Genomic DNA, 12,467 nt, shown 5'->3' on the forward strand with positions numbered 1-12,467 from the left:
GGCCCAGTGTATGGCCGCACGGGCGCACCGCAGCGATGCGCCGCCGCGCGCGACACGGGGAAGTTGCCTCGGCTCAGACAAACACCGACACCGCGTCGGGCGGGGACGCGACAATCGCGGGCAGCACGAAGGTCCGGACATAGCGACGGACCGTCGCGGGGTCATCCGACCCCGGTATCACGTTCATCAGCAGCGACAGTGCTACCCCGAGGATGTATCGCCCGACATCACCGGGTTCCAAGCCCACTCGCAACCGGTCCCGGAATAGGACGAACACCTGCTCGTAGAGGCCGGCCACCTTCCCACACAACACCGGGGAGTTGGCCAGCAAACTGGCGACGCCGTGCTCGGCTCCCATGGACAGCAACTCGAGCAGGGGATCACGACTGACCACCGTGGTCACAAAAACCAATGACTCGGTGATCAGGGCGGCAACGTCGTCCGTGGGCATCAGGTCATCAACCACTCGTGCGACATAGCGATCCATCACCTGAACCGCAACCGCGACCACCAACTCATCACGCCCACCGAAATGCCGATAGAGCACAGCGCGTGAGACGCCCGCCCGCTTGGCAACCTCCGCCATGGTGATATCCAGACCATTTCCGGCAAAGCAACGCTCGGCCGTTTGCACCAGCAGACGACGCGCCTGCTCCGGGGTATTGCCGCCCCCCGCGGGCCGGCCGCGTCGCCGCACGCCGGATTCTCCGGCTGGAACTTTAGTTGACATCGATTACAGTATGTCTATTATTTGGTAGATGGCTATCCCGTCCACAACGGCACGGTACGGGCAGATGCGGACCGGTGTTCGCGCACTGGGCCACGTGTTCGGCCTTCGGTTCAATCACGACCAGGTATTCGAAGCCGTGATCGCCTTCGGCTACCCGGCCCTGCAGCGCGAGTTCGACAAACTCGCCCGACTCCCGCAGGGACGCCGGCTGCTCGAGACAAAGCCCGACCTGATGGCGCGACTCGGTGACGACGACTACCTGGCTACGTTGCCGCCGGGCTCACTCGGCGCCGCCTATCGCGATTTCCTGCGTCAACACCGCCTCGATGCGGGGGTATTCGATGCCCGCGACGTCATCGAGCCGGTCATCGAACGCAATGGCTGGGACCCCGACTTCGGCTACATGATCAAGCGGGGCACCGTCTTGCATGACATGTTCCACGTGCTGGGCGGCTACGGACCCGACCTGGGCGGCGAGATCGGCAACCTGGGCCTGCATCACGGCCAGCTTGGAAAGTGCCGAACCACAGCGATTTTCGGATTCATCGCGTGCGCGGTGGTACGCGGCGGCTCATGGCGGCGCAAACGCGAGTTCTGGCGCCAGGCGGTAGCACGCGGGCGGGCCGCGCAGAACCTGATGGCGGCCCCCTACGAAGAGCTCCTGGACCGACCGCTGGCCGAGGTCCGCGCGGCGCTGGGCATCGCGGCATCGGAGAGCGCACATCCGGCCGGCCACTTCTTCACCAGATGGCAGCTACCTACCGGCACCGCCTCCGCCCCCTTCGAGCCCTGGGACTATCAGACCGCGGCGGTCGGCGCCGCGCGCCATTGATCGATTCGCAACCCCGACCGGTAAGCCTCCGATAGCCGCACCGGGAGACGGCTGGGGCCAGCCAATGCCGCGGCCCCGCCCGCGCCGTTTCCGGGTCCCTTCGTGTCCGCTTGACAGCGGCCGCGCCAGACCTCACCATGTTGCGCATTACAAAACTTGTTCCGCATTACGGAACATAGTGCAAGTGGGTGGCGTTATGGGACCGAAGATCGTCATCGTGGGTGCCGGCATCGTTGGGGCTTCGCTGGCCGACGAGCTGACCGCCCGGGGGGTCATCGATGTCACGGTGGTCGACCGCGGGCCCTTGTTCACCACCGGCGGATCCACGTCGCATGCCCCCGGCCTGGTGTTTGCGACCAACCCGTCGAAAACCATGAGCGCATTCGCTCGCTACACCGTGGACAAATTCTCCGGACTGCACCATCGCGATGGGGCGGTGTTCAACCGGGTGGGCGGGCTCGAGGTCGCCACCACCGCCGAGCGCTGGGCGGACCTGCATCGCAAGGCGGGTTGGGCGCAGGCCTGGGGAGTGCCGGGGCGGCTGGTCCGCCCGGACCAGTGCGTCGAGCTGCACCCGCTGTTGGACCGCGCGGGAATCCTGGGCGGCTTTCACACCCCGAGCGACGGCCTGGCCTCGGCGGTACGCGCGGTCGAAGCGCAGGCTCGGCGCGCGATCGCGCGGGGCGCGGTCTTCCTGGCCGAGACTGAGGTGCAGCAGGTGGCCGACCACAACGGCCGGGTCACCGGAGTCCACACCAGTCGCGGTGTCATCGAGGCCGACATCGTGGTCTGCGCGGCGGGATTCTGGGGCGCACAGCTGGCCAAACAGGTGGGCCTGGTGCTGCCGCTGGTGCCGATGGCGCACCAATACGCCAAGACCGGCCAGGTCGCACCGCTGGTCGGGCGCAACACCGAAGACGCCCCGGCGAGCCTGCCGATCCTGCGCCACCAAGACGCCGACCTTTATTTTCGCGAACACGTCGACCGCCTTGGCATCGGCTCCTACGGGCACCAGCCGATGCCCGTGGACATGTCCACGTTGCTGGCCGACACCGCCGGTGAACCGATGCCCTCGATGCTCCCCTTCACCGAGGAGGACTTCGAACCGGCCTGGCGTGAATGCGTGCGACTGCTGCCTGCGCTCGGGGACACCAAGGTTGACGAGGGCTTCAACGGCATCTTCTCGTTCACGCCCGACGGGTATTCGCTGCTCGGCGAGCACCGGGAGTTGGGCGGATTCTGGGTTGCCGAGGCGGTGTGGGTGACCCATTCGGCCGGGGTGGCCAAAGCGGTCGCGGAGTGGATCGTCGACGGCACCCCGTCGATCGACGTGCACGAATGCGACCTGTACCGGTTCGAGGACTTTGCGCGCAGCCCACGATTCATCGACGAGACCTGCGCGCAGGCCTTCGTCGAGGTCTACGACATCGTTCATCCCCACCAGTACCGCAGCGCGCTGCGCGGCCTGCGCACCAGCCCATTCCACCACCGCCAGCGCGAACTGGGCGCCTACTTCTACGAGGGCGGCGGCTGGGAGCGACCCGCATGGTTCCAAGCCAATGCCGAGCTTGTTCGGGAGCTCGCCGGGCGCAATGTGGCGTTTCCCGAGCGTGACGACTGGGCGGCACGCTACTGGTCGCCCATCGCGATCGCCGAGGCGCAGTGGACGCGTGAACGCGTCGCCCTCTACGACATGACACCGCTGACCCGCTACGAAGTCAGCGGTGCCGGTGCGGTCGACCTGCTGCAGCGGCTGACTACCAACGACATCGACAAGGGCGTCGGATCGGTCACCTACACCTTGATGCTCGATGAGACGGGCGGCATCCGCAGCGATCTCACCGTCGCCCGACTCGGCACGGCCCGTTTTCAGGTCGGCGCCAATGGGCCCCAGGACTTCGACTGGCTGAGTCGTCATCTGCCCCAAGACGGCAGCGTCACGCTGCGCGATATCACCGGAGGCACCTGCTGCATCGGGGTGTGGGGGCCGGCCGCGCGGGACCTTGTGCAGCCGTTGTGCCGAGACGATCTGTCACACCAAGCGTTCCCGTACTTCCGGTTGCTGCAGACCTATCTGGAGGCCATCCCGGTCACCATGCTGCGGGTGTCCTATGTCGGCGAGCTGGGCTGGGAGATCTATACCGAAGCCAGCTACGGCGGCGCCCTGTGGGACCTGTTGTGGGCAGCCGGCGCCGGCCACCAGGCCATTGCCGCCGGGCGCATCGCGTTCAACAGCCTGCGCATGGAGAAGGGCTACCGCGCGTGGGGCACCGACATGACCGCCGAGCACCGCCCGGACGAGGCCGGCCTAGGCTTCGCGGTTCGGATGTCCAAAGACTTCATCGGCAAGGCCGCGCTGGTGGACGCCGCTGCGCGAAAGGTACTGCAGTGCCTTGTCTTCGACGATCCCGCCGCGGCGGCACTGGGCAAGGAGCCGGTGTTGGCCGGCGATGTCTGCATTGGATTCGTGACCAGTGCCGGGTATTCGCCCACGATTGGCCGCACCATCGCCTACGCCTGGCTGCCGGCCGAATCGTCGATTGGCGACACCGTCACCGTCGACCACCGCGGTCGGCGCTACCCGGCGAGCGTCCACCAGCAACCGGTGGTCGATCCAGAGTCCACCCGGATACGGAGGTAACTCACCATGGCGACAACGGGTTACGACGTCATTGTGATCGGACTGGGCGGCATGGGAAGCGCGGCCGCCTATCATCTGGCCGCCCGGGGCCGCCGAGTGCTCGGCCTGGAGCGTCATCAACCGGCCCACGACAAGGGATCCAGCCACGGCGGCTCCCGGATCATCCGCCAGTCCTACTTCGAGGATCCCGGTTACGTGCCACTGCTGCTGCGGTCCTATGAGCTGTGGGAGAGGCTGGCCATCGATGCCCAGAGCGACATCTACCGACTCACCGGCGGCCTGTTCATCGGACCGCCGGACTGCGCGACCGTAGCCGGCAGCCTGCGGGCCAGCCGCGAGTGGGATCTGCCGCACGAGGTGCTCGACGCCCCGCAGATCGCGGCCCGCTTCCCGAATTTCACCCCGCAGCCCACAGACATCGCGCTCTACGAAGCCAAGGCGGGTTTGGCTCGCCCTGAACTGACGGTGCGTGCACACCTGGAGCTGGCAAAGCGATCGGGGGCAACACTGCAGTTCGAGGAGCCGGTGCTGAACTGGACCACGACCGCCAGCGGCGTGCGGGTCACCACCGGCCGCGACACCTACACCGCCGAACAGCTGGTGGTCTGCCCCGGCGCCTGGGCACCGGAGCTGCTGAGCCAATTGGGCATTCCGATCACGGTGCAACGCCAGGTGATGTACTGGCTGGACCCGGTTGGCGGCACGGCCGGGTTCCGGGATCACCCGATCTTCATCGCCGAGAATGATTCCGGCGCACAGATTTACGGCTTCCCCGCCATCGACGGACCGCGCGGCGGGGTCAAGGTCGCGTTCTTCCGCAAGGGGATCGCCTGCACCCCGGACACCATCGACCGGGTGGTAGGGCCGCAGGAGATCCACGAGATGATCACCCGGGTCGGCGAGTTATTGCCGGCGCTCGCCGGCACCTGCCTGCAAGCGGCGACCTGCATGTACTCCAACACACCCGATCAGCATTTCGTCATCGCACGACATCCGTACTGCCCAGCGGTGACCGTGGCCTGTGGATTCTCCGGGCACGGCTTCAAGTTCGTGCCGGTGGTCGGCGAGATTCTTGCCGACCTGGTGACCGAGGGCGCTACCAGCCAACCGATTTCGCTGTTCGACCCGCAGAGGCTGGTGACCGTATGACCGCTGTCCGGCAACCCTCGGCCTTGCTGCCCACCCTGGGCGGGGCCTATTACACCAGTGCCGCCGTGTTTGCCGCCGAGCAACAGCACGTGTTCGAAAGCATGTGGTTTTGCGTCGTGCGCGCGGCCGACCTGAACGAGCCGGGGCAATTCAAGGCCGTACAGGTGGGACGCGAAAGCGTGCTGCTGGTGCGGGGGCGGGATCGACGGCTGCGCGCCTTTCTCAACATCTGCCGGCATCGAGGTGCGCTGCTGTGCACCGAGCCCGAGGGACAGGTGCGCCGGAATCTGCGCTGCCCCTACCACTCCTGGACCTACGGATTGGACGGCACCCTGATCGCCGCCCCCAATATCGCGGAACTGACCGACACCGACGGAGCGAGCATCGACCGGCACCGCTATGGCCTGGTCGCGGTGGCATTGCGGGAGTGGCTGGGCTATGCGTGGGTCTGCCTGGCCGAGGATCCGCCGTCGTTCGAAGACGACGTCGTCGGGTCGGTCACGGCGCGACTCGGCGACGTGAGCGCCATAGACACCTACCGGATCGAGGCGTTGCAGGTCGGGCGGCGTGTCAGCTATGACGTCGCGGCGAACTGGAAGTTGATCGTCGAGAACTTCATGGAGTGCTACCACTGCGCCACCATCCACCCCGAGCTGACCAGAGTGATACCGGAATTCGCACGCGGCCAGGCGGCTCAGCGATCGGTGGGACGCGGCGCCGAATTCGGCTCGGCGGTAGCAGGTTTCACCGTGGACGGCCGGGCAGGCTTCACCGCCCTACCCGGAATCAGGCCGGAGCAGGACCGACGCTACTTCGCCATCACCGTCAAACCGACGGTGTTCATCAACCTGGTCCCCGACCACGCGATCATCCACCGGATGTTCCCGATCGCCGCCGACCGAACCATCGTGGAATGTGACTGGCTCTATGCCCCCGAGGTGGCCGCGGCCGGTGACATTGCGCACTCGGTCGAACTGTTCCATCGCGTCAACGAGCAGGACTTCGACGCCTGCCAGCGGACCCAGCCCGCGATGTCGTCACGCGCCTACCGCACCGGCGGTGTGCTGGTTCCCGCCGAGCACCACATCGCCGAATTCCATCAGTGGGTCATCGCACGCATCGGCACCCCCGCGGTGACGGGGTAACCGAGGTGCCCGTGAGCAGCGGTATATCGTCGATGATCATGGGGACAGGCAACGACGGCGGTGCCTCCGAGTCAGACCCTGCCCCCACCGTTCAATCGGTTGACCGGGCCCTGCTGGTGCTCGAACTGTTGGCGGACCTGGGCAAAGCGGGGGTGACCGAGGTCGCCGATGAGCTCGGGGTACACAAATCAACCGCGTCGCGGCTGATCACCGCGCTGGAAGCACGCGGCTACGTCGAACAGCTCTCCGATCGCGGCAAGTACCAGCTCGGAATCGGGGTGTCGCGACTGGCCCGCGCCCGCAGCGGTCACTCGGACCTGGTGAAGCTGAGCCAGGACGCCTGCGACAAGCTGGCGGCGGACTTGGGTGAAACGGCCAACCTGGCAATCCTCGACGAAAACCGCGCCGTCAACATCGTCGAGGCGGTCAGCACCGCCGAAATCGCACTGCAAACCTGGGTGGGCCAGAGCTGCCCAGTGCACGCCACCTCATCCGGCAAGGTGTTGCTGGCCGGTCTGGACGCAGATGAGGTACGCCAGCGGGTCGGCGCGACATTGGACAGCTTCACCGAGAACACCATCGTCACCATCGACGCGTTGGAGGCCCAACTCGCGGCCACCCGCGCGGCCGGCTGGGCCAGCGCACGTGAGGAGCTCGAAATCGGCCTCAACGCGGTCGCCGCGCCGGTCTACGACAGCACCGGACGGGTTGCCGCGGCGCTGAGTGTCTCCGGACCGGCCTACCGGCTACCGGCCTCCGACTTCGAAGAGGTCGCCCAACAGACCATTGCCGCGGCCGACGCGGTGAGTCGAGGGCTGGGCTGGACGGACCGCATCTCCTGATACCGAGGCCGCCGCTCACGGGCGGTGACAGGTAGCTTCCAGGGCTTTCGCGGCTTCCAAGGTTTCTTCATGAATCCCGGAAGGCCCCGGGTGGATCTTTTTCTCACGGAACCCACCGCGCCGCCGAGGCGGCCGACGAGAAGCCCATGAGGAAAGGAGCTCATCGTGTCGAAGACCTTCATGAACCGAGTCGCCACCGCAGCGCGCGCCGCCACCGCGGCGGCCTTCATTGGCGCGGCCGCGGCCGGAGCGTTCGCCGCCCCCGCTCTGGCCAGCCCCGCTCCCCAGACCGAAGCCACCGGCGCGCTGTACGGCCACCCTGACACGGCCGCTCAGTACTGGCAGATGCAGCACCTGCCCGACAACTGCGTGCTGATGTCGGTCGCCGACGTGGTCGGCGAAGTAACTGGAAAGCTGCCGTCCGAGGAGCAGATCGTTCGCCTGGCCGAAAGCACGCCGAGTTCGATGCATCCCGGGTCGATCTACATCCGCCCCACCCCCACCCAAACCTGGGGCACCGACCCCAGCGATGTGGTGGTCCTGCTGGCCCAGTTCGGCATCAAGGGTGCCATCACCAATGCCTCCACCGAAGAGCAAACCGGTGTTCCCACCGGACTTTCGGCGATCGAGCGCTACCTCGGCGATGGCCACAAGGTGATCGCCACCGTCAATGTCGAAACCATCTGGAACAACCCGGACGGCGACCACAGCGCCCCGGACCACTCCCTGGTCATCACCGGAGTGGACACCCGCACCGGCGTCGTGCACCTCAACGACCCCGCCTATCCGTCGGGCGCCGACAAGCAGGTGCCGATCGACACCTTCATGCAGGCCTGGCAGGCCAGCGACTACCAGATGGTGGTAACGGTCAACGACAACTAGAACGTGGTCGTGACAGGATCTCGCCAAACCGAAATCGATTTAGCTCCAACAGCTCTGACGGCACCGTTGCGGCCAGCCAGGAGCCGGCCGCGCGCGTTAGTCTTTGACGCAGTCCATGATGACCAGGAAAGGATTGTCGAGTAGGTAGTCCCAGTAGTCGCCCTCCTCACCCGCTTCGGGGGCAGGCTCCAGATCGGGAATGTGGACGGCGAAGTCGTGGAAACCGGCGTGCCGGAACGCGCGGGCATAGGCCTCGATCGGTAGGTAGTAGTTCCGGACTTGCAGTCTGGAATCGGCGAGATTGACCGTGATGTCGATCGGCGCGCCGTCGCAGACGTGATCGGCCAGTTGCAGCTCGAATCCATACTTACGGTAGTCGGGCCGAAACGAATACACCCCCGGATTGGTGTTCACCGTGACGAACCGGCCGCCCGGCTTGACCCGGCACGCGAGGCCGCGACACATCTGCGCGAGCTCCGCCCGGTTTTGCGCGTACACCAGCAGCCACGCACTCACAACCACGTCGTAATCCTGTTGCGCAACGGTCGAACGGGCGTCCGCCACGACGTAGTCGATGCCCAACGGCTGCTGCTTTTCCTGCGCGCGGGCCAGGGCGATCATCCGTTCGGAGATGTCGAGTCCGACCACCTGCCCGGCGCCGGCACGGCGCAACAAGCGGGTGAAATGCCCTTCGCCGCATGCGACGTCCAGCACCTTCTTGCCGCTGACGTCACCGATGTGCTTGAGAAAGGAGTAGGTCTCGATGCGTTCTCGCCAAGGCTGCGTCTTCGCCTGTTGATACTGCTCGGCGATGTGCCCCTGGTTGTAGTCGATTGCCACACCGGCCGCCTTTCCCCAAGCAGCAACCCGATCCCGCCATCGCGCAGCTCTACTTCCAAACTAGCCCCGATCGGCCGAGCGTAGCGAAGCCTGGGCGCGGTATTCGGCGGGAGAGGACCCATGAACGGCCTTGAAGAGGCGGGAGAAATGCGATGCGGTGCCGATTTCCTGGCGTCAGTTCGAATCACCGCATGATCTCGAGGAATGCCCGGGCTCCGTCGTCCCCGAACAAAAGCTGTTTCCAACAAGCGATCTCGGCGATCGGGACCCGACTGCTCGCACTCACCAGACGCATTATCGACTCGAACGCGCCCGGAACCCGCAACAAGCCAAGCCATCTTTCGCCGACCGCTCGATGGGCGAACGGCTCCATGGCCCGGCGACGGTGAAAACGCTCCACCGCGATGATGGTGTTGAGCGTTGGCGACGTCGAATCCGATGGTCCCCGCAAACCACGCTGGGTCAGAGCCGGCACGACCCTGCGGGAAAGGAACGACGACGCCGGCACACCGTGCACGCAGATCACCGGCGCCCCGATGCCTGGTGCTGTTCGAGCAGGCGCGCGACCTGCGCCCGAGTCATGGTGCCGCCCCGCGTACCATAGCTCCACCACACCATGGTGGGCGAAAACAACGGCGGATGCTTGCACACGGCTGCACTCGTTTTGCTCCAGTACGTATTCCCCCAACTGCCTGACGCAGACTCTCAGCCCGCCAGTTCACGGGCTTTTATTCGCACCCAATTCCATCGCCGTCTCGATCAAGGCCGTAGATGTCGCGTCCGATGACAATTACCGGGCCCACCACATACGCCGGACCATTTCCGCTACCGCCGGCACAATCGACATCACTGGCGATCGGGACGCAGGCACCCGAGTAGTTCGGGTCACATGATGAGCTTGGTTGTCGCGGGATCGGCGCAACACCTCGGCCAAAGGACTGCACAGACGGCCCATCACCTGGTTCGGCGTTTACTCCGGGCGCGAAGAGAAGCCCCATTGCACACGTAATTGCCAGCACTCGACACTGAACCACGCCCGCGTGAGACAACACTTCGCACATCGCCAGCCACTCCCAGCACGGCACCAGATCGCGCGTCAGGTAGACATCGCGTAGTAAAAAGATCTACTCCTCAAATAACAGGTTGGGTGGGAATCGTCGATATTCCCGCTAGGCCGTTCGCGATTTCACCGCTCGTGACCCGCACCATTCAGCTCCGCAAAAGGAATGCGCGGTACCGTCATCGCCGAAAGAAGGGTGATTCGCTTGGCGCTACCCGCCTCGGGTATCGCCCCCGCGGATCGACGGGCATCGGGCCGGACTGTTTCGGCGCAGCCCACCGTCGACTGCTATGCCACGATGAACTCCATGGCCGAAGGTGCTTCCGCGAGGGCGAAGAGCGGCGAGGACGCCGCCGAACTCCGCAAGGAGAGCTACACGATGGCCCTGTATGTGGCCGTCTGCCTGCTTGCCGCGCTGTTGGCGCTGCCCGAGGCCGCCCGCCACCACCTGATCGGTCTCATCTGGGGCATCACCATCGGGCTGGCTGCCGCCCACTTCTTCGCCTTCAAGATCTCGGCGCGCCTCATCGGGGCCGGCAAAGTCCAGGCTCGCGACATCGAGGCGGCCGGCGCACAATTGGTCGGCGCCGCCGTGGTCGCCACCTTGGCGTCGTTCACCATCCTCGTGTTGCCAGCTCATCTGGAGTACCACGCCGCCGAGTTTGGCCTGTCCGGGTTCATCGCGATCAGCGGCTATGCGGTAGCGCGCCGCGGCGGCGCGGGCCGCCTCCGGGCGACCGTCTACGGACTGGTGGTGCTCATTCTCGCGACCGCCATCGCGGTGGTGAAGAACGTTCTGGCCGGTCACTGACACCCACGTCGGCCGGCCGATGCAGCTGGCGCCAGACGGGGGACTTTCTGCCCTTGTCCGTACCCCAGGGAAACCAGCCACAATCGGCATGAGGATTCCGGAAAGTCATGGACGAATACTTGGCGACAAGGGTTTCAAGTCAGCCGAGAGAAGGGAATCGCGCCATGTCCGAGAAAATAACGCTGACCAAGTACACGTGTAAATGCGCCGCCGGCCACGTCACCACTTATGTCCCTCCGTCCGAAAGCCCCCCCAGCAATTGTGATGCGACGGATCAGTTCACCCACAAGGCATGCGGCAGAGTGCTGCATTGCACCGAGTCGGAATACGACCCGGAAGACTGAGCCGATCGGGCCCGCACGTCTCTCATCCCATTTTCCGATTGCTCCAGAGTCATTTCGCACCAGCATGATTCGACGCCCGGGCGAACCCAGCGATCCTCTTACTGGACGTCGCCTCGACGGGTTGGGACGAGCATTTGCATGCCGGAATGTGAGGTAACAGCACGCCTTCCCCGCAACCCCGCAATCACGCGGAAGCGCATCAAGGAATACGGCTCGAAGCATTCTCGCCAAGCCGGAATTTCCGCTTCCTGATATTGCCCGGCGATCCGGCCTCCGCAGCTCCGCTTCAGAACCGAGCCCCAATCGGTCTGAGCGCCCTGGCGAGCCCGCACGGGCTGGTGGTTTCGAAGAAGATCCGGACGGGCCGGATCACCTCCCCCGAATCACAGACCACTCAGGCCACAATGGCCCCATGGCCCACCCCTCCGAGACCCCGCCACCCGCTGACGATGCGCGCCCCGAGTCGGTGCCCGCGGCCGATGCGCCAGCGGCAACACCGGCGACATCGCGCCCGAAACAACAGTGGGGCCACACCCTGGCCCAGCAGGCGGCGACGGTGTCGGCCAAGCTCAGCCCAGTCGTGCGCCGAGCCGGAGACCGGGTGGCCGCAGCATCACCCACCACGCTGCTGCTCGCGCTGCTCTCGGTGCTGTTGGCCTCGAGCATCGTCGCCGCGCTGACCTTCAAGGGCTCGCTCGGCGTGGCCTCCATAGTGGTGTTCATCCCGATGCTGTCGGCCGCTATCGGCGCCACCACCATGCGGTTCCTGGCCGATCGTCGCAAGTCCCAGGCGCAGCGCGAAGATGCTCGCGAGGAGACGAGAGCGCTGCACCAGATCGAGTACACGCTGGATTACGTCGACGCCAAGCTCACCACCGCGTTGACACAGTTCGGCACGGACCGACACAACGAGGCCGTCATCGGAATGTTTCAGGCCAAGGCCGCCACGGAGCTCTACCTCGGACAGGCTCCCCGGTCCGAGCGGCGCTCATCGCCCGAAGCCGCGCCGGAGCACATCGATCTGGTGAGCCAGTACGGGCTGGACGAACTACTCACCCCCCGCGGCATCGGCAGTCAGTCGGCCCCGGCAGCAACATCAAGCCGCTCCTGCGCGTAAGCGTTGGTGCGATTGTGCGAGTTACGGAGACTTGTGCACACATCCGCTTTCCGTTTCGTCGTGGCCGATACTGC

At 65.6% G+C, this 12,467-nt stretch carries 11 protein-coding genes; 8 read left to right on the forward strand and 3 right to left on the reverse strand.

All coding sequences use genetic code 11. The annotated features are described in order from the left end of the window. Window positions 1-73: 73 nt before the first annotated feature. A complete protein-coding gene (locus CCUG20998_RS21980) occupies window positions 74-730 on the reverse strand; it encodes a TetR/AcrR family transcriptional regulator (RefSeq protein ID WP_231389733.1) in 657 nt (218 codons plus the stop codon). 28 nt (window positions 731-758) lie between these two features. Between CCUG20998_RS21980 and CCUG20998_RS21985 the strand changes: the two genes are divergently transcribed. The 6 genes from CCUG20998_RS21985 (at window position 759) to CCUG20998_RS22010 (ending at window position 8,221) form a co-directional block, all read left to right on the forward strand. Next, the gene (locus CCUG20998_RS21985) at window positions 759-1,562 is read left to right on the forward strand and encodes a ubiquinone biosynthesis protein COQ4 (RefSeq protein WP_231389732.1); all 804 of its coding nucleotides are present in this window, start codon (window positions 759-761) and stop codon (window positions 1,560-1,562) included. Window positions 1,563-1,758: 196 nt separating this feature from the next. Further along, entirely contained in the window at window positions 1,759-4,203 is a 2,445-nt protein-coding gene (locus CCUG20998_RS21990; protein ID WP_020729758.1) for a GcvT family protein, read from the forward strand. Between the two features lie 6 nt (window positions 4,204-4,209). Further along, entirely contained in the window at window positions 4,210-5,352 is a 1,143-nt protein-coding gene (gene solA, locus CCUG20998_RS21995) for an N-methyl-L-tryptophan oxidase (RefSeq protein ID WP_012395978.1), read from the forward strand. Continuing rightward, the gene (locus tag CCUG20998_RS22000) at window positions 5,349-6,497 is read left to right on the forward strand and encodes an aromatic ring-hydroxylating oxygenase subunit alpha (protein WP_012395979.1); all 1,149 of its coding nucleotides are present in this window, start codon (window positions 5,349-5,351) and stop codon (window positions 6,495-6,497) included. Before solA ends, CCUG20998_RS22000 begins: the two co-directional genes overlap by 4 nt. A gap of 32 nt (window positions 6,498-6,529) precedes the next feature. Beyond that, on the forward strand, window positions 6,530-7,339 hold the full coding sequence (locus tag CCUG20998_RS22005; RefSeq protein WP_020729757.1) for an IclR family transcriptional regulator: 810 nt from the start codon (window positions 6,530-6,532) through the stop codon (window positions 7,337-7,339). 165 nt (window positions 7,340-7,504) lie between these two features. Further along, complete coding sequence (locus tag CCUG20998_RS22010; RefSeq protein ID WP_020729756.1) at window positions 7,505-8,221, forward strand: C39 family peptidase; 717 nt, start codon at window positions 7,505-7,507, stop codon at window positions 8,219-8,221. Window positions 8,222-8,317: 96 nt separating this feature from the next. Here CCUG20998_RS22010 and CCUG20998_RS22015 read toward each other — a convergent pair whose 3' ends face one another. Both CCUG20998_RS22015 and CCUG20998_RS22020 read right to left on the reverse strand, forming a co-directional pair. Further along, window positions 8,318-9,061, reverse strand: coding sequence for a class I SAM-dependent methyltransferase (locus CCUG20998_RS22015; protein ID WP_020729755.1), 744 nt, complete (start codon window positions 9,059-9,061; stop codon window positions 8,318-8,320). Between the two features lie 184 nt (window positions 9,062-9,245). Then, window positions 9,246-9,671: a hypothetical protein gene (locus tag CCUG20998_RS22020; RefSeq protein ID WP_231389731.1), complete on the reverse strand. Its 426-nt coding sequence runs from the start codon at window positions 9,669-9,671 to the stop codon at window positions 9,246-9,248. 646 nt (window positions 9,672-10,317) lie between these two features. Here CCUG20998_RS22020 and CCUG20998_RS22030 point away from each other — a divergent pair. Both CCUG20998_RS22030 and CCUG20998_RS22035 read left to right on the forward strand, forming a co-directional pair. Continuing rightward, the gene (locus CCUG20998_RS22030; RefSeq protein ID WP_231389772.1) at window positions 10,318-10,932 is read left to right on the forward strand and encodes a hypothetical protein; all 615 of its coding nucleotides are present in this window, start codon (window positions 10,318-10,320) and stop codon (window positions 10,930-10,932) included. 756 nt (window positions 10,933-11,688) lie between these two features. After that, window positions 11,689-12,393, forward strand: a complete 705-nt coding sequence (locus CCUG20998_RS22035; protein WP_020729750.1) for a hypothetical protein — start codon at window positions 11,689-11,691, stop codon at window positions 12,391-12,393. Window positions 12,394-12,467: the final 74 nt, after the last annotated feature.

Origin of the sequence: Mycobacterium marinum, from assembly GCF_003391395.1 — a bacterium.
Classification (GTDB): domain Bacteria; phylum Actinomycetota; class Actinomycetes; order Mycobacteriales; family Mycobacteriaceae; genus Mycobacterium; species Mycobacterium marinum.

What these genes read in the sequence shown, in the direction of transcription:
- CCUG20998_RS21980 (WP_231389733.1), bottom strand. Translation starts at nt 730, where the DNA reads ATGTCAACTAAAGTTCCAGCCGGAGAATCCGGCGTGCGGCGACGCGGC.
- CCUG20998_RS21985 (WP_231389732.1), top strand. Translation starts at nt 759, where the DNA reads ATGGCTATCCCGTCCACAACGGCACGGTACGGGCAGATGCGGACCGGT.
- CCUG20998_RS21990 (WP_020729758.1), top strand. Translation starts at nt 1,759, where the DNA reads ATGGGACCGAAGATCGTCATCGTGGGTGCCGGCATCGTTGGGGCTTCG.
- solA (WP_012395978.1), top strand. Translation starts at nt 4,210, where the DNA reads ATGGCGACAACGGGTTACGACGTCATTGTGATCGGACTGGGCGGCATG.
- CCUG20998_RS22000 (WP_012395979.1), top strand. Translation starts at nt 5,349, where the DNA reads ATGACCGCTGTCCGGCAACCCTCGGCCTTGCTGCCCACCCTGGGCGGG.
- CCUG20998_RS22005 (WP_020729757.1), top strand. Translation starts at nt 6,530, where the DNA reads ATGATCATGGGGACAGGCAACGACGGCGGTGCCTCCGAGTCAGACCCT.
- CCUG20998_RS22035 (WP_020729750.1), top strand. Translation starts at nt 11,689, where the DNA reads ATGGCCCACCCCTCCGAGACCCCGCCACCCGCTGACGATGCGCGCCCC.